Origin of the sequence: Devosia sp. FKR38 (assembly GCF_005222805.1) — a bacterium.
Taxonomy (GTDB): domain Bacteria; phylum Pseudomonadota; class Alphaproteobacteria; order Rhizobiales; family Devosiaceae; genus Devosia.
In genome coordinates, this window is sequence record NZ_STGC01000005.1 from 2,058,013 (window position 1) to 2,073,759 (window position 15,747).

Genomic DNA, 15,747 nt, shown 5'->3' on the forward strand with positions numbered 1-15,747 from the left:
TCCGCACATATTCAATAAAAGAACCGGCCAGATTGCTCCGGCCGGTCCAGGTCAGGGAGGACCTTAGCCGACGATGCCCTTGATGGTGGCCTGGGCCTGATCAAGCGCGTCCTTGGCCGACATCTGGCCGGTCATGGCTGCCTGCATGGCATCGTAGATTGCTTTCGAGATCTTCTGCCATTCCGGGTGCGGACCACGCGGCTGGGCATACTGGAGCTGTTCCTGGAACACCTTGAGCGCAGCGTCCTTCTTCTCGACGCCGGTGACCGGCAGCTCGATATCGCCACGGGCCGGCAGATTGCCGAACTCGGGGAACAGGCGGTTATCCTGGCTCACGTAATATTCGAGGACCTTGAAGGCCTCGTCCGGATGCTGGGTGGTCGACATGATACCCCAGTCGAAACCGCCCAGAGCCGAGGAGCGTTCGCCACCCTCGGTGATGGTGGGCAGCAGGGTCACGCCCCAATCGAACTTGGCGTCTTCGACCATGCGGTCGATTTCCCACGGACCGGACACGGCCATGGCGGCATTGCCGGAGTTGAACGTACCGGTCGAATCCCACTGACCCATGGTCAGCACGTCCTTGGACGCCCAGCCATTGTCGACCATCTTCTTCCACAGGTCGAGCACTTCGGCGGCGCCGGCCGTGTTGACTTCCTTATAGCCGCCGCCCGAAGCCTGGATGATGGGCAGGAACTGGAAGGTGCCTTCTTCGCCGGCCTTGGCCGAGAAGGTGGCGCCATAGACCTTGTTGGCGGTGTCGGTCAGCTTTTCAGCATATTCGGCGAACTGCGCCCAGGTCTGCGGCGGCTCGGTGATGCCGGCCTTGGCAAACATGTCCTTGTTGTAGAACACGCCGATGGTGTCGGTGTACTTCGGCACGCCGAACAGCTTGCCATCCCAACTCACCGAATTCAGCGGGCCTTCGAAATACTGGGCCTTGCCGATGATCTCCGACGCCTTGACGCGGTCGGTGATGTCGAGCATCGCGCCACGCGACGAGAACAGGGCGAAGTCGGGATTGTCGAACGACACGATGTCGGGCGCATTGCCGGTGGCAAAGGCACGCAGGGTTTCGTTGACCAGATCATCGAACGGAATGGCCCGGTATTCGATCTGGATGTCCGTGTTCTGCTCGTTGAACTCCTTGGAGAAGGTGTCCGCGATGCCCGGACGGTCGATGCCGTCGATCGACCAGACCTTGACGACGGTCTGAGCCATGGCCGGCGTGGCTGCGACCAAAGCGCCGAGCGCCAGGCCAGCCAATAGACCGAGTTTGGTAAACTGCATTATATCCTCCCTTTGCGGCGTAGCGCCGCGATCCAAGCCGCTGGGGTTTCCTCTTCCCGCGCGGCCCACCAAAGCCATCGTGAACGCTGCAACGTTCACGGTGGCGCTTGCTCATATCCCCAGGCGCGCCTCCCCATTGCTGTGACTGGCGCGCAGCGCGCTGCCACAGGATTGGCGAACCAGGAGCTTGCATGGCAGCTTACGGATGCCGGCTGGTACAGCCTTGCCCTCCGCCAGCTGCAAAATCAGTCGTCCGGCCTCGCGGCCCATTTCCTTGAGGTTCATGTCCACGGTGCTCAGTGGCGGCCGCGTCGCGGCAGCCACGATCTCCCAATTGTCGAACCCCACCACCGACACATCGCCCGGCACATCCACACCGCGTTCGCGCAGTGCATCCACCACGCCACGGGCGATCTGGTCATTGCCGCAGAAAATACCGTCCGGATGCGGCCCCTCTGCATCCCACAGCTTTGCCACTGCTTCATGCCCCCAGGCTTCGGACCATGGCCCGTTGAGCACCTGGGCGCCCGCACCCACCACATCGCGATAGGCCGTCTCGCGCGCCGTCACCGAGGCAAAGCTGGCGGGGCCGGTGATATGCACCACCCGCTGGCGCCCCAGCTGCACCAGCCATTCCACCGCCTCGCGCGCGCCCTGCTCGTCGTCCGACACCAGGGTAATGGCGTCCTCGGGGCCTTCTGTGAACACATAGACCACCGGAATGGCCAGGTTCGACAGGTCCACCGGCAGCCGGCGGTCAATACGCTTGCCGGCGGCAATGATGCCGTCGACCTGCTTGTCGCGCATCGCATCGACATGGATCTGCCCCAGCGCCGCGTCATCCTCGATGCCGCACAGGAACACCGACACGCCCTGATCCACCAGCGCCTCGGCCACGCCGGCCATCACCGGCAGGGTGAAGCGGCCATAGGTGTCATTGGTCAACAGACCAATGGTGAAGCTGCGCTGCTGCGTCAGCGCCCGGGCCATGGCATTGGGCCGGAAGCCCAGGGCCGCCGCCGTCTGCTTGACGCGTTCCCGCGTCTGCTCGGTCATGCGGCCGGTATCGTTGAGCGCCTTGGACGCCGTCGCGACGCTGACTCCAGCAACGCGCGCAACGTCGTAGATGCGAATGCGCTCAGCCTTGGCCACGTCGGCGTACCTCACTGGAAAACCCTTTTCTCAGCTTTGATAAAACGGTTTCTCACACAGCGTCAAGCAATCTTGGATCACATCACACGGCAACGTAATCGCCGCCGCGGCACTGTTTGAGATAGTTCAGCGCCGCCACCTGGCCGGTCATCTCCAGGTCGCCACGATAGACCGGGTCATGCCAGCCCTCGATATCGATCGAGCCCTTGAACCCGGCCAGACGCAGTTCGGAAATGATGTCGGTCCAGTTGCTGTCGCCAAAGCCCGGCGTACGCATGAACACGAACTTCTCCTTGCCGAAGACGCCATGCTCCTTGATCACTTCCCAGCGGATCGTCGCGTCCTTGCCGTGCACATGGAAGAACTTGTGCGCCCACTTGCGGATCTGCGGCATGGGATCGATCAGATAGACCATCTGGTGGCAGGGCTCCCACTCGAGCCCGATATTGTCGTCCGGCGTCTCGTTGAACATCAGCTCCCAGGCGTCGGGATTATGCGCGATGTTCCAGTCGCCCGTGGCCCAGTTGCCGTCCATGGCGCAGTTTTCGAAGGCAATTTTGACGCCCTTGTCAGCAGCGCGCTTGGCCAGCTCGCTCCATACCTTCTTGTACTGCGGCAGGCTGTCGGTCAGCGGCTTGTTGCGCACGCGGCCGGTGAAGCCCGCCACGCAGGTGGCGCCGAAGTGATGCGCATTGTCGATGCAGTCCTTCCAGCCCTGCAGGGTCTGGCGGTCCATTTCCTGGTCTTCCAGCGGATTGCCGAACATGCCGATCGTATTGATCTCGATGTCACGGTCGCCGATGGCGTCCTTGCACCGCTTGCCCAGCTCAGCCAGGTCCTGGCCATGCGTGCTCTGCCAGAAGAAGGGCTCGAAGCTCTCAAAGCCCAGGTCGGCAATGGCGGCGATATTCTCCGGCGCCTTGCCCTCGGTGGCCTGGATCATGGTGCCGATACGGATCGATTTTGCGGGATTGCTCACAACAGTAACTTTCTAGGCTTCAATGAGAACGCGCTGCTTGGTCTTGCCGCTTTCGATGGCGGCAAACACCATGGCCAGGCTCTTGATATTGTCGCTGCCCACCGTTTCGGGGGCGCGGCCGCTGACAATGGCATCGAGGAAATCGGCCAGCACGCTGGCATGGCCATGGGTCTGGTCGATATCGGCTGGTTCGGGGACGTCGATCGGCTTGAGGTCGCGGAAGAAACCGGTATCCCCCGCCACCACATTGGCAACGAAGGCATCGCCACCATCCCAGGTCAGCGTGCCCTTGGTGCCCACGATGCGCCATGCCGCTTCCCAGCTGGTATTGGCGCCCTCAGCGCACCAGCTGCCGCGATAGTTGAACACCACGCCCTGGTCGAATTCGAAGATCGCATTGGCGGCCGCGCCATGCGCATACCACGAGCCTGCCGGATTGGTTTCCAGGCAATACACCGCCTTGGGCGCCGCGCCCGCCATATAGCGCGCGGCGTCCAGCGTATGGATCGCCATGTCCAGCAGCAGCACATTTTCCATCTGCTCGCGGAAGCCGCCGAAATGGGCGCCCACGAAGAAGTCGCAATGCAGCGCCGTCACCTCGCCCAGCGCCCCGCTTTCGATCAGCCGACGGATGCGGCGCACCCCGGCGATGAAGCGGCGGTTCTGCACTACGGCATGAATGCGGCCCGCCGCCTTGGCCTGGGCGATCATCTCGCGGCCTGCTGCCAGCGTCGCCGCCATCGGCTTTTCGCTCAGCACATGGCAACCGTGACGCAGCCCGGTCGCCACCACGCCGGCACGAGCCACGGGCACCACCACGTCAAACAGGATATCGGGCTTGGTCTGGCTCAGCACGGCATCAAGCTCCGTGCCGATCACAGCCTGGCTCAGCCCGAATTCGGCGGCACGCGCTTCCGCCGTGGCACGGTCCAGATCGACCAGACCCACAACCTCGACGCGCCCCTTGAGCAGCGGATGCTCGGCAATCGCCGACAGCCACCCTTTGGACATGGCGCCACAACCCGCGAGAACGGCCTTGAATACCAAAATGCAACCCTCCCTGGGACCATGCGCGCCTACCCATCTTTGCCGTGGGTATCGCTGCGGGCATGTCCCGTAAACGTTTACGACGATACTTTTAGGATCGCGAACCTGTCAATAGGGCTTCGTAAACGTTTCGGAGAAAAATCATACTTATGTCCGGGATCGAGCGCAATGCTTGCCAAGCGCCTCAGCCCGGTACAATGCATAATCAAGGCCTGCAGCAGACAGGCGGTTCAGGGGGACCAGCGACATGAAGGGCATTCGGCGCCTCGCCCAGCAACTCGATATCTCGATCGGCACCGTCTCGCGCGCCCTCAATGGCAAGCCTGACGTCAACGAGCAAACCCGCGCCCGCGTGCTCGAGGCCGCCGCCGCCATGGGCTATGTGCCCAATCAGGCCGGGCGCAGCCTGCGCGAGGGCAGCACCAAGGCCATCGGCTTCACCATTGAATCGGGCGCCGACACAGCCGGCAATGGCGACAACTTCTTTCTCGGTGTCATCGACGGCGTGCAGGCCGCGTTCAGCCGCCACCACCTCGATCTTGTGGTCCTGCCCTGCTCCACCGAGGAGGACCCCAGCCAATATCTGCGCCGCATGGTGGCCCGCGGCATGGTCGATGGCATGATCATCTCGGCCACCCATCGCCGCGATGCCCGCATCGAGCTGCTGGCCAATGCCCGCCTGCCCTTCGTCGCCCTGGGCCGTTCGGGCACGCCGGGACCGCATCCCTGGATCGATCTCGATTTCGAGGGCGTGGTCAATCGCGGCGTCGATCGCCTGGTCGCCAAGGGCCATCGCCGCATTGCCGTGGGCCTGCCCAGCAATGATATCAACCTGGGCTTCGTGTTCTTCGAAGGCTATAAGGCCGCCCTGGCCCGCCACGGCATTCCCTTCGACCCCGCGCTGATCATCCGCGCCGGCTCATCCGAACAGGGCGGCTATCAGATTGCACATGAACTGCTCAACCTGCCCGAGCGGCCCACGGCGGTCATCCTGATCTATGAGATGATGGCCATCGGCCTTTATCGCCGGCTGAACGAGGCCGGCGTACGCCCCGGTCGCGACATTGCCGTCATCGGTTTCCGCGAAGGCCCGCAGTCGCGTTTCCTCTCGCCGCCGCTCACCTGCTTCCGCCTGTCGCTGCGCGATCTGGGCGTGGCACTCGGCGAATCCCTGCTCGCCTCCATGCCCGCCTATGCCGAGATCTATCCCCAGGGCCTGGTGCGCCGCATCTGGCCGCTCGAGCTGGTGCCCGGCGAAAGCGACGACTTCATCATTCCGCGTTGAGCGCCGGGCTGCCTACCAGCCCAGCCGGTCCTTGAGCGCATACCACCACGAGCCCAGTGTCGAATACTGCGCCCGGAACATCCGCCCGCCCGGAAACGGGATCCACGGCAGGCTGGCGAAGGTATCGAAACGCGTCAGGTCTCCACGCACCGCTTCGCCCAGGATGCGCCCAAACAGATGCGAGCCGGTGATGCCGTGCCCGCTGTAGCCATGCGCGAAATACACCCGCTCGCCCAGTCGCCCCAACTGCGGCACGCGCGAGAACGACAGCGCAAAATTGCCGCTCCAGGCATAGTCGATTGTCACATCCTTGAGTTGGGGAAACACCTTGTCCAGGTTCGGCCGCAGCTTGGCCACCACATCGGCCGGATCGGTGCCGCCATAGACGACGCCGCCGCCAAAGATCAGCCGGTGATCGGCGCTAAGCCGGAAATAATCGAGGATATAGCGCACGTCTTCCACGCACATGCCGCTCGGCAACAGGGCCTCGGCCCGCTCCTTGCCCAGCGGCGCCGTCGCCATCATCTGCGTCGACACTGGCATCACCCGCGCCGTCAGCTCCGGCACCACATTGCCCAAATAGGCATTGCCGCACACCAGCACGGCCTTGGCCGTCACCCGGCCCTGCGCCGTGATCACCCTGGCGCCGGCCCCATCCTGTTCCACCTTGGTCACCGGCGAGCGCTCATGGATCACCCCGCCCAGGCTCTCGAAGGCCTTGGCCTCCCCCAGCGCCAGGTTCAGCGGGTGCATATGCCCGCCCGAATGGTCGATCATCCCGCCCACATAGGCCGTGCTGCCGATATGGCGACGGATGCCCTCTTGGTCGAGAATTTCGTGGTCATCCATGCCATGCCGGCGCCACAGCGCCTGCTTGTCCTCAAGGCCCCGCATATGCTGGGCCGTATAGGCCGCATAGATATTGCCGCGCTTGAGGTCGCAGTCGATGCCATAGCGCGCCACCCAGTCATAGATGATCCCGGCGCCCTCCTGCACCAGCCCGCCCACGAAATTGGCCGTGCTTGTGCCATAGCGCCGCTCGATGGTTTCAAGGCTCGCATTGAGCCCGTTCACCACCTGTCCGCCATTGCGTCCCGAGGCGCCCCAGCCCACTTCTGCGGCTTCCACGATCACCACCTTGAAGCCCTTTTCGGCCAGGTGCAGCGCCGCCGACAGGCCCGAATAGCCCGCGCCCACCACGCAGACGTCAGCCGACACATCGCCCATCAGCGGCACGGGCGTGCGCTCAATGGCGCGCGACGCGGCGTAATAGCTGGGTGGATAGCGGCCATCCGCCACCGTCTTGGCCGGGGTCATCACACCACCTCCAGATAGGCGCTGAACTCAAGGTCCGTCACCTGCGAGGCAAAGCCGGCAATCTCCTGCCGCTTGCAGTTGACGAACATCGACTGCAACACCGGATCAAAGATGCGCGGGATCATGTCGCCATCCTCGAACGCATTGACGGCCGAAGCCCAGTCCGCCGGCAGCTTGGGCAGACGCTCCGAATAGGCCCGCCCGGCAAAGGGCTTGGGCGGCTTCTTGCTGTCCTCGATCCCCGCCAGCGCCGCGCCCAGAATGCCCGCTAGCACCAGATAGGGATTGGCATCGGCCCCGGCCACGCGGTGCTCGATACGCCGCGCCTTGGGATTGCCACCCGGAATGCGCACCGCCGTGGTGCGGTTCTCATAGCCCCAGGAAATTGCGCTTGGCGCATGGGTGTCCGGCCGCAGCCGGCGATAGGAATTGAAATGCGGCGCGAACAGCAGCGTCGATTCCGCCATGCCGGCCAAGAGCCCGCCCACGGCATGCAGCATCACATCCGAGCCGGTCTCGGTGCCGTCGTCGAACACATTATTGCCCGCCGCATCGTTGAGGCTGAAATGCACGTGAAAGCCATTGCCCGAGCGCGCGCCATAGGGCTTGGCCATGAAGGTGGCCACCAGCTTGTGCTTGCGCGCCACGCCCTTGACGATGCGCTTGAACAGCACGGCATCATCGGCCGCCTTGAGCGCGTCATTGGTGTGCAGCAGGTTGATCTCGAACTGCCCCACGCCGTTCTCGGCCACGGCCGTGTCAGCCGGCACATTCTGCTGCTCACACTGCAGATAGACGTCGCGGAAGAACTCGCCAAAGTCCTCCAACTCATCGAGCGACAGGATGGCGTCCGAATCCAGTCGCTTGCCCGTATAGGGCGAGATCGGCGGCATCGCCGAATCCGCTTCCGGATCCACCAGGTAGAATTCCAGTTCGGTCGCCACCACCGGGGTCAGCCCATGCTCGGCATAGCGCCGCGTCACATGCGCCAGCGCCTGGCGCGGGTCACCCAGGAAAGGCGTGCGCGCATCCTCGAACAGCCACAGTGGGATCATCGCGCTCGGTCGTGTCGTCCAGTTGATCGGCAGCGCCCCGCGCCCGGTCGGGCTGCAGATACCGTCCGTGTCACCGCTGGAGAACACCATCGGATTGCCCACGATGTCCTCGCCCCACACATCCACGCCCACGATCGACAGCGGCATGCGGATGCCGTTGTCGGCAATGCGCCGGGCCTGGTCGATGGGAATGCGCTTGCCGCGCATGATGCCGTTGAGATCGCACACCGCCGTGTGCAGCACTTCGATCTGGGGGTTCTGAGCCAGCCAGGTCACGATATCGGCGTTGCCGGTGAAATTGGTGCTCATGCCTGTCCGCCGTCTTTTTTGTGTGTCATAGCCAATACCCTAGCAGGTGATCGCCCGGTTAGGGAGGCCGCCTGGCAAACACGTGCAAAAGGCAGGCCGCCCAGATGGATCACCCCCGCCCCGTAATCGGTGTCATGGCCTGCGCCCGCCAGGTCGAAGGCGAATCGGCCCAGACCGTCAAGCTGCGCTATCTTGAGGGCGTCAGCCGCTTTGCCGACGCTGCGCCGGTCATCCTGCCGTCCTTTCAGGACCCGGCCAATGCTGCCGCCATCATCGCCCGCCTCGACGCCATCCTGCTCACCGGCAGCAGCTCCAATATCGACCCCGTCCGCTATGCCTCCGCCGCGCCGGCCATGGCGCCCACCGATGCTGGCCGCGATGGTTTCAGTGCCGCCCTCATCCATGCCGCAGTCGATGCCGGCAAGCCCGTCTTCGGCATCTGTCGCGGCTTGCAGGAGATTAACGTCGCCTTTGGCGGCACCCTGCGGGACATGCGCAGCTCGCCTGCCGCCGCAACCCACCATGCCCCCGACGATGCCGATCTCGCCGCCATGTTCGGCCATGCCCATGACATCGCCGTCCTCCCCGGCAGCCTGCTTGATCGCTATGCCGGCGCAGCCAGCCTGCGCGTCAACAGCGTGCATTTCCAGGCCATCGATGCGCTGGGCCAGGGCCTGGTCGCCAATGCCACTGCCGCCGATGGCATCATCGAGGCCATTTCGGCCAGCCACACCGCTGCCCCAGTCTTTGCGGTACAGTGGCATCCTGAGTGGCAGCCAGAGAGCCGGCCCCACGATCTCGCCTTCTGGCATTATCTGGGTCAGTCTGCGCGGGCACGCTACCTTGCCGCCCCCGGATCGGAGACTGCTTCATGATTGCTTTTGATACGCGCCTGCTGATCGGCGGCGAGTCCGTTGCTGGCCAGGGTGCCATTGAAACGGCCTACGACCCCGCCCGCGGCACTGCCATTGCCGACGTTGCCTCGGCAAGCCCGGAGCAGATCGACGCTGCTGTCCAGGCCGCCAACACCGCTTACAAGTCCTGGTCCCGTTTCACCCCGCGCGAACGCAGCAAGGCCCTGCTGGCCATTGCCGATGCCATCGAATCCCGCGTCGCCAACCTGGCTGCCATCGAATCGCGCAATGCCGGCAAGCCGCTGCGCTTTGTCGAAGCCGGTGAACTGGCCAATGTCGCCGATGTCTTCCGCTTCTTTGCCACCGCCGTGCGCAACATGCCGGCCCCCGCTGCCGGCAACTACCGCTCGTCCCGCCACACCAGCCTTATCCGCCGCGACCCCATCGGCGTCATCGCCCAGATCGCGCCCTGGAACTATCCGCTGCTCATGGCCGCCTGGAAGATCGCCCCGGCCATCGCTGCCGGCAATGCTGTGGTCATCAAGCCCTCGGAAATGACCCCGCTGAGCCTGCTCGCTCTGGGCGAGATCTTCACCGACATCCTGCCCCCCGGCGTCGTCAACATCGTCTGCGGCAATGGCCCGGACGTGGGCCGCCAGCTCATCTCGCATGATCTGGTGCGCATGATCTCGCTCACCGGCGACATCCGCACCGGCCGCGCCGTGCTCGAAGCCGCCGCCGGCCCCATGATCAAGCGCACCCATCTCGAGCTGGGGGGCAAGGCCCCGGTCATCGTCTGCAACGATGCCGATCTCGACAAGCTCGTCGAGACGCTGCGCGAAGCCAGCTTCTACAATGCCGGCCAGGATTGCACCGCCGCCTGCCGCATCTTCGTGCAGTCCGGCGTCGCCCAGGCCCTTACCGACAAGCTCGAAACCATGGTCGGCCAGCTCGTCTATGGCCAGCCCGGGCGCACCGATGTCGAATTCGGCCCGGTCATCAGCGCTCGCCAGCAGGAGCGCGTCACTGGCTTTGTCGAACGCGCCCGCGCCGCCGGCGCCGACGTCATGCAGCGCTCGGTCACGGAAGCCGCCGGCTTCTTCGTCGCCCCGGCGCTGGTCGTCGCGCCCATCGAAGCCGAGATCGTGCAAAAAGAGGTCTTCGGCCCCGTCGTCAGTCTCACCCGCTTTGACGAGGTGCAGACCGCCATCGACTGGGCCAATGCCTCTGAATATGGCCTGGGCTCCTCGGTCTGGTCAGCCCGCACCGACACCGCCATCGAGATCGCCAATGCGCTCGAATATGGCGTCACCTGGATCAATACCCATGGCGTCATGGCCACCGAAATGCCCCATGGCGGCATGAAGAATTCCGGCTATGGCTCCGATCTCTCCATGCAGTCGCTGATCGACTACACCCAGATCCGTCACCTCATGCTGGGGTGACGGACCCCGGGCCCGTCACCGTCTATGCATCTCAGGCGATCTCGATCACGGCCTTGATCAGCCCGCTCTTCTGCGTCGCCCAGCGCGGCAGGTCGGTCACTGCCCCCGCCAGCGTCGTGCGGTGGGTGATCAGCTTGTCGATCGGCACCTGGCCATTGCGAATGGCCGCAATCACCCGCTCGAAATCGACCGAGGTGGCATTGCGGCTGCCGAAGATCGACATTTCCTTGCGGTGGAAGTCACTGTCCACAAAGGTGATGTCGCCCTTGACCACGCTCACCAGCACATAGCGCCCGCCATGGGCCACGAAGTCGAAGCCCTTTTCGATCGAGCCCTGGTTGCCCGTGGCGTCGAACACCACGTCAAAGCCTTCGCCATCGGTCGCCGCAGCCACCTGTGCATCCACGCTGTCATCAGCAGTGATCGTGCCGGCAATGGAGAACAGATCGCGCGCCGCGGCCAGCCGCTCCTGGTCGCGGTCCATGACGGTCACCTTGGCGCCCGAGAGGGTTGCAAACAGCACCGCGCCAAAGCCGATCGGCCCGGCGCCGATCACCAGCACGCGGTCGGTATCATCCAGGCTCGCCCGGCGCACCGCATGGGCGCCAATGGCCAGGAACTCCACCGTCGCGCAGGCGTCGGCCGACAGGCCCTCGGCCCGCACCAGGTTCTTGGCTGGCAGTGAGATGAATTCGGCCATGCCGCCATCGCGATGCACACCCAGCACGGCAATCTTGGTGCAGCAATTGGGCTTGCCGCGCCGGCAGGCAATGCAGGTCCCGCACGACAGATAGGGGTTCACCACCACCACTTCGCCGGCCTTGAAGTCGCTGTCGCCCGGCTCCACCACTTCCACGGCCAGCTCATGGCCCATCACGCGCGGATAGGCCAGGAACGGGTGCTTGCCCTCATAGATGTGATAGTCGGTGCCGCAGATCCCAACGCGCCGCGGCCGCACCAGCACTTCGCCGGGCGCCCGCTCCGCCTTGGGGCGCTCGATCACGCTCAACACGCCGGGTTCCGAACAGATCAGAGCGTTCATCGCAGTCATGGTCATGGGTCCTGTATGGGTCCTGCTTGGTCCTGGCCGGACCGCTTGGCGCCGTCACGCAGCCGGGCTGGTGCCCGGCGCACTGGCGGGCCAGATGCGGAGACAAACCGTCTGGACAAGTCCTCGTCAAATTGTTTTTTATCGATAAGTGAAAGACAGGAGCAGCGCCGCCGTGAAGACTGACACCGTATTCAAGCAGGCCTTCAACCAGACACTGACCCTGCTCAGCGCCGCCGGTACCGGCGCCCCCCTGCCCTCGGAAAATGCCCTCAGCGCCGATCTCGGTGTCAGCCGCACCACCGTGCGCAAGGTGCTCGCCCATCTGGCCGAGCGCGGCTACATCACCGGCCAGGGGCGCAACCGCATCATCGCCACCGCTGTGCCCGACGATGCCCATTTCCCCCACACCGAAACCATCGCCACGGCCCAGCAGGTGGAAGTCCATTTCATGGAATGGATGCTGCGCGGCCATGCCCAGCCCGGCACCCAGATCAATGAACTCGAGCTGGCCCGCGCCTTTGGCGTCGGCACCACCGGCATCCGCGAATTCCTCAACCGCTTCCGCCGCTTTGGCCTGATCGCCAAGCGCCCCAATGCCGGCTGGGTCTTTATGGGCTTCACCCGCGACTTCGCCATGGAACTGTTCGAGATCCGCGAGATGTTCGAGCTGCGGTCGGCCCGCGCCCTCGTCCGCCTGCCGGATAGCGCCACCATCTGGCCCCGTCTGCGCGCCATCGAGCGCCAGCATCACGAGCTGCTCAACCAGATCGACGCCCGTTTCCAGGACTTCTCCGACCTCGACAACCGCTTCCACCGGCTCATCAATTCGGCGGTGCCCAATCGCTTCATCGATGATTTCTACGACATCATCACCTTCATTTTTCACTACCACTACCAGTGGAACAAGCGCGACGAGCGCCTGCGCAACGAGACCGCCATCCGCGAGCATCTGGCCTATATCCAGGCCCTCTTCAGTCGCGATCTGGTCCAGGTTCATGCCGCCTGCAGCCTCCATCTCGCCTCCGCCCGCAAGACCATGCTGGCGGCCTTTGACGCCCACTGACCCAGCAGTGCCCGCTGCCGCCACAAGCCCGATTGCGGTGCACGAGTCGCAAATTGCTCCTTGACGGAAGTTATTTTAGAATGTTTGATCCACGCCAAGCGAAAACAGATCATACATTCTTTGCTCTGTTTACTCTGCATAAAAAACATTTTGCAGGCTGCTTGAGACGTGCATAGATATCACGCGCGCTGACGGACACAGAATATCCGCAGCACCGCGCACAAAGGGAGAGAAGAACCATGAATTTCAGCAAGTTGAATCGCCGCGCCGTGATGGGCCTGTCCGCAGTCGCCCTGGCTGCAGGCATGCTCGGCGTGTCTCCGGCCTCCGCGCAGGACGTCACGATCCCGATCATCGTCAAGGACACCACGTCCTTCTACTGGCAGATCGTTCTGGCCGGCGCCCGCGCCGCTGGTAAGGATCTCGGCGTCAATGTTCCCGAACTGGGCGCCCAGGCCGAAACCGACATCAACGGCCAGATCTCGATCCTCGAGAACGCCGTTGCCGGCAAGCCCGCTGCCGTGGTGATCGCCCCCACCGAAAAGTCGGCTCTCGGCGCGCCGATCACCGAAGCCGCCAAGTCCGTTCCGATCATCGGCATCGACTCCTCGGCTGACTCGACCGCCTTCACCTCGTTCCTGACCACCGACAACGTCCAGGGCGGCCGTATTGCAGCCCAGGGCCTGGTTGCCGCCGTCAAGGCTGCCACCGGCAAGGAAGAGGGCGAAGTCGCCCTGATCACCTCGGTGCCGAACGCCGGCTCGCTCGAAGAGCGCAAGCAGGGCTTTATCGAAGAGCTCGCCAAGTACCCGGGCATCAAGCTGGTTGCCGACAAATATGCCGATGGTCAGGCCGCAACCGGCCTCAACATCACCACCGACCTGCTGACCGCCAATCCCAACCTGGTCGGCATCTTCGCCTCCAACCTGATCATGGCCCAGGGCGCTGGTCAGGCCCTCGCTGAAAACGGCGTTGCCGACAAGGTTTCGCTGATCGGCTTCGACAGCGACGAAAAGCTCGTTGGCTTCCTCAAGGACGGCACCATCGATGGCCTGGTCGTTCAGGACCCCTACCGCATGGGCTATGACGGCATCAAGACGGCCCTCGCCGCCTCCAAGGGCGAAAAGGTCGAGGCGTTTGTCGACACCGGTGCGAACCTGATCACCACCGCCAACATGGAAGAAGCCCGCAGCCAGGAACTGTTGAACCCCAAGGTCAACTAGTCCGGCTATCCGGGGCGCGCTGCGGATTGACTCCGCCGGGCGCCCCGGTTCCAATTGCGCCGTGACGGTCAGGCACAAGGACCGCGCGGCACTGCCACGGCGGGGGAACTCACAGTGACTGATCTATCAACGGGCGCCGCCATGCGCAGCGGCAGCCCTGACGCGTCGTCGAACGCGGATGCGCAACCCATCCTTGAGCTGCGCGAGCTGGAGAAGCGCTATGGCTTCATCCAGGCGCTCAAGCCCGCCTCGCTGGCCTTCCGCCGCGGCGAAATCCACGCCATCGTCGGCGAGAATGGCGCCGGCAAATCCACCCTGATCAAGCTGCTCACCGGCGTCATCCGCCGCACCGGCGGCAAGATCGTCTGGAACGGCGCCGAGGTCGAGCTCGCCACCCCCAATGAGGCCATTGCCCACGGCATCAATGCCGTGCACCAGGAAGTGGTGCTCTGCCGCCATCTCAGCGTGGCTGCCAATATTTTCCTCGGCGACGAGGCCGTCAAATTCGGCCTGCTGCAGAAGCGCGAAATGACCCGCGCTGCCCAGAAGATCCTCGACGACATGGGCTTCAACCTGCCCGCCGATATCCTCTTGGGCGATCTCACCATCGGTCAGCAGCAGCTGGTCGCCACCGCCCGCGCCTCGCTACGCGGCACCAAATTCATCATCTTTGATGAGCCCACCGCCTATCTCACCCGCTCGGAGGCGGCACAGCTCTTCGCGCTCATCCGCCGGCTCAAGGACGAAGGCGTCACCATCGTCTACATCAGCCACCGCATGGAGGAAGTCTTCGAGCTGGCCGACCGCGTCTCGGTGCTGCGCGACGGCACCCTGGTGGGCACGCGCAACATTTCCGACACCAATGATGCCGAGCTGGTCGCCCTGATGATCAACCGCTCGCTCGAGCAGATCTACCACAAGGAAGCCATTCCCCTCGGCAAGGTCCTGCTGGAGACTCGCAATCTCAGCGGCAAGGGCTTCAACAATGTCTCGCTCACGGTCCGCGCTGGCGAGATCGTCGGCCTCTATGGCCTGATCGGCGCCGGCCGTAGCGAATTCGCGCTCAGCGTCTTCGGCCGCAATCCCAAGACCGCGGGCGACATCGTCTGGCAGGGCAATGTGGTCGACATGCGCAATGAGCGCACCGCCATCGACCTGGGCATTGCTCTGGCCCCCGAGAGCCGCCGCGACCAGGGCCTCAATCTCAACCTGCCCATTGGGCTCAACATCAACCTGCCGGTCTATGACCAGATCAACAGCGGCATTGTGGTCAATGCCGGCGAGGAAAAGCGCCGCGCCGACCAGCAGATCAAGGATCTGGGTATCAAGACGCCGTCGCGCAATTCGCTGGCCTCGTCCATGTCCGGCGGCAACCAGCAGAAGATCGTCATCGGCAAATGGCTCAACCATGGCGCCGAACTCTTCATCTTCGACGAGCCCACCGTGGGCGTCGACGTCGGCACCAAGGCCGAGATCTATCGCCTCTTTGCCAAGCTGCTCAAGAATGGTGCCGGCATCATCCTGATCTCGTCCTATCTGCCCGAGGTCTATGAGCTGGCCGATACGCTGCACGTCTTCCGGGACGGGCATCTGGTGGGCAGTCAGGCCTACCGTGAAAAAACGCACGAAGACATCCTCGCCGAGGCCATCGGCGTCTGAACGCCCCAGACTGGAGAC

Annotated in this window: 13 protein-coding genes; 6 read left to right on the forward strand and 7 right to left on the reverse strand. The window is 64.0% G+C overall.

Annotation, left to right across the window (positions count from 1 at the left end):
- Window positions 1–63: 63 nt before the first annotated feature.
- The 4 genes from E8M79_RS14905 to E8M79_RS14920 all read right to left on the reverse strand — a co-directional run bounded on the left by E8M79_RS14905 (window position 64) and on the right by E8M79_RS14920 (window position 4,468).
- Window positions 64–1,290 (reverse strand): sugar ABC transporter substrate-binding protein, encoded by a 1,227-nt coding sequence (locus E8M79_RS14905; protein WP_137152649.1) that lies wholly within the window; start codon window positions 1,288–1,290, stop codon window positions 64–66.
- A 111-nt stretch (window positions 1,291–1,401) separates the two neighbouring features.
- The gene (locus tag E8M79_RS14910) at window positions 1,402–2,457 is read right to left on the reverse strand and encodes a LacI family DNA-binding transcriptional regulator (RefSeq protein WP_137152650.1); all 1,056 of its coding nucleotides are present in this window, start codon (window positions 2,455–2,457) and stop codon (window positions 1,402–1,404) included.
- Between the two features lie 67 nt (window positions 2,458–2,524).
- Window positions 2,525–3,421 (reverse strand): sugar phosphate isomerase/epimerase, encoded by an 897-nt coding sequence (locus tag E8M79_RS14915; protein ID WP_137152651.1) that lies wholly within the window; start codon window positions 3,419–3,421, stop codon window positions 2,525–2,527.
- Between the two features lie 12 nt (window positions 3,422–3,433).
- Window positions 3,434–4,468, reverse strand: a complete 1,035-nt coding sequence (locus E8M79_RS14920) for a Gfo/Idh/MocA family oxidoreductase (protein WP_171015879.1) — start codon at window positions 4,466–4,468, stop codon at window positions 3,434–3,436.
- A gap of 247 nt (window positions 4,469–4,715) precedes the next feature.
- Between E8M79_RS14920 and E8M79_RS14925 the strand changes: the two genes are divergently transcribed.
- Window positions 4,716–5,753, forward strand: coding sequence for a LacI family DNA-binding transcriptional regulator (locus E8M79_RS14925; RefSeq protein ID WP_137152653.1), 1,038 nt, complete (start codon window positions 4,716–4,718; stop codon window positions 5,751–5,753).
- Window positions 5,754–5,765: 12 nt separating this feature from the next.
- On the opposite strand, the gene E8M79_RS14930 is transcribed toward E8M79_RS14925, so the two are convergent.
- The gene (locus E8M79_RS14930; RefSeq protein WP_137152654.1) at window positions 5,766–7,070 is read right to left on the reverse strand and encodes an FAD-binding oxidoreductase; all 1,305 of its coding nucleotides are present in this window, start codon (window positions 7,068–7,070) and stop codon (window positions 5,766–5,768) included.
- Entirely contained in the window at window positions 7,070–8,434 is a 1,365-nt protein-coding gene (locus tag E8M79_RS14935; RefSeq protein ID WP_137152655.1) for a glutamine synthetase family protein, read from the reverse strand. The genes E8M79_RS14930 and E8M79_RS14935 overlap by 1 nt, the downstream gene beginning before the upstream one ends.
- 104 nt (window positions 8,435–8,538) lie before the next feature.
- Between E8M79_RS14935 and E8M79_RS14940 the strand changes: the two genes are divergently transcribed.
- Both E8M79_RS14940 and E8M79_RS14945 read left to right on the forward strand, forming a co-directional pair.
- Window positions 8,539–9,309 carry a gamma-glutamyl-gamma-aminobutyrate hydrolase family protein gene (locus E8M79_RS14940; protein WP_137152656.1) on the forward strand — a complete coding sequence of 257 codons (771 nt, stop codon included), beginning with the start codon at window positions 8,539–8,541 and terminating at the stop codon, window positions 9,307–9,309.
- Entirely contained in the window at window positions 9,306–10,733 is a 1,428-nt protein-coding gene (locus E8M79_RS14945; RefSeq protein ID WP_137152657.1) for an aminobutyraldehyde dehydrogenase, read from the forward strand. The genes E8M79_RS14940 and E8M79_RS14945 overlap by 4 nt, the downstream gene beginning before the upstream one ends.
- Window positions 10,734–10,764: 31 nt before the next feature.
- On the opposite strand, the gene E8M79_RS14950 is transcribed toward E8M79_RS14945, so the two are convergent.
- Window positions 10,765–11,775 carry a zinc-binding alcohol dehydrogenase family protein gene (locus E8M79_RS14950; RefSeq protein ID WP_137153399.1) on the reverse strand — a complete coding sequence of 337 codons (1,011 nt, stop codon included), beginning with the start codon at window positions 11,773–11,775 and terminating at the stop codon, window positions 10,765–10,767.
- A 181-nt stretch (window positions 11,776–11,956) separates the two neighbouring features.
- Here E8M79_RS14950 and E8M79_RS14955 point away from each other — a divergent pair, with 181 nt between their 5' ends.
- The 3 genes from E8M79_RS14955 to E8M79_RS14965 all read left to right on the forward strand — a co-directional run bounded on the left by E8M79_RS14955 (window position 11,957) and on the right by E8M79_RS14965 (window position 15,729).
- Entirely contained in the window at window positions 11,957–12,847 is an 891-nt protein-coding gene (locus E8M79_RS14955) for a GntR family transcriptional regulator (RefSeq protein WP_137152658.1), read from the forward strand.
- Window positions 12,848–13,086: 239 nt separating this feature from the next.
- Window positions 13,087–14,070, forward strand: a complete 984-nt coding sequence (locus E8M79_RS14960) for an ABC transporter substrate-binding protein (protein WP_137152659.1) — start codon at window positions 13,087–13,089, stop codon at window positions 14,068–14,070.
- Window positions 14,071–14,211: 141 nt separating this feature from the next.
- A complete protein-coding gene (locus E8M79_RS14965) occupies window positions 14,212–15,729 on the forward strand; it encodes a sugar ABC transporter ATP-binding protein (protein ID WP_137153400.1) in 1,518 nt (505 codons plus the stop codon).
- The last annotated feature ends 18 nt before the right edge of the window (window positions 15,730–15,747 follow it).

Bases quoted from the DNA above. Each gene is read 5' to 3' on its own strand.
- E8M79_RS14945 (WP_137152657.1), top strand. From the start codon at position 9,306: ATGATTGCTTTTGATACGCGCCTGCTGATCGGCGGCGAGTCCGTTGCT.
- E8M79_RS14940 (WP_137152656.1), top strand. From the start codon at position 8,539: ATGGATCACCCCCGCCCCGTAATCGGTGTCATGGCCTGCGCCCGCCAG.
- E8M79_RS14925 (WP_137152653.1), top strand. From the start codon at position 4,716: ATGAAGGGCATTCGGCGCCTCGCCCAGCAACTCGATATCTCGATCGGC.
- E8M79_RS14930 (WP_137152654.1), bottom strand. From the start codon at position 7,070: ATGACCCCGGCCAAGACGGTGGCGGATGGCCGCTATCCACCCAGCTAT.
- E8M79_RS14960 (WP_137152659.1), top strand. From the start codon at position 13,087: ATGAATTTCAGCAAGTTGAATCGCCGCGCCGTGATGGGCCTGTCCGCA.
- E8M79_RS14950 (WP_137153399.1), bottom strand. From the start codon at position 11,775: ATGAACGCTCTGATCTGTTCGGAACCCGGCGTGTTGAGCGTGATCGAG.
- E8M79_RS14965 (WP_137153400.1), top strand. From the start codon at position 14,212: ATGCGCAGCGGCAGCCCTGACGCGTCGTCGAACGCGGATGCGCAACCC.
- E8M79_RS14905 (WP_137152649.1), bottom strand. From the start codon at position 1,290: ATGCAGTTTACCAAACTCGGTCTATTGGCTGGCCTGGCGCTCGGCGCT.
- E8M79_RS14935 (WP_137152655.1), bottom strand. From the start codon at position 8,434: ATGAGCACCAATTTCACCGGCAACGCCGATATCGTGACCTGGCTGGCT.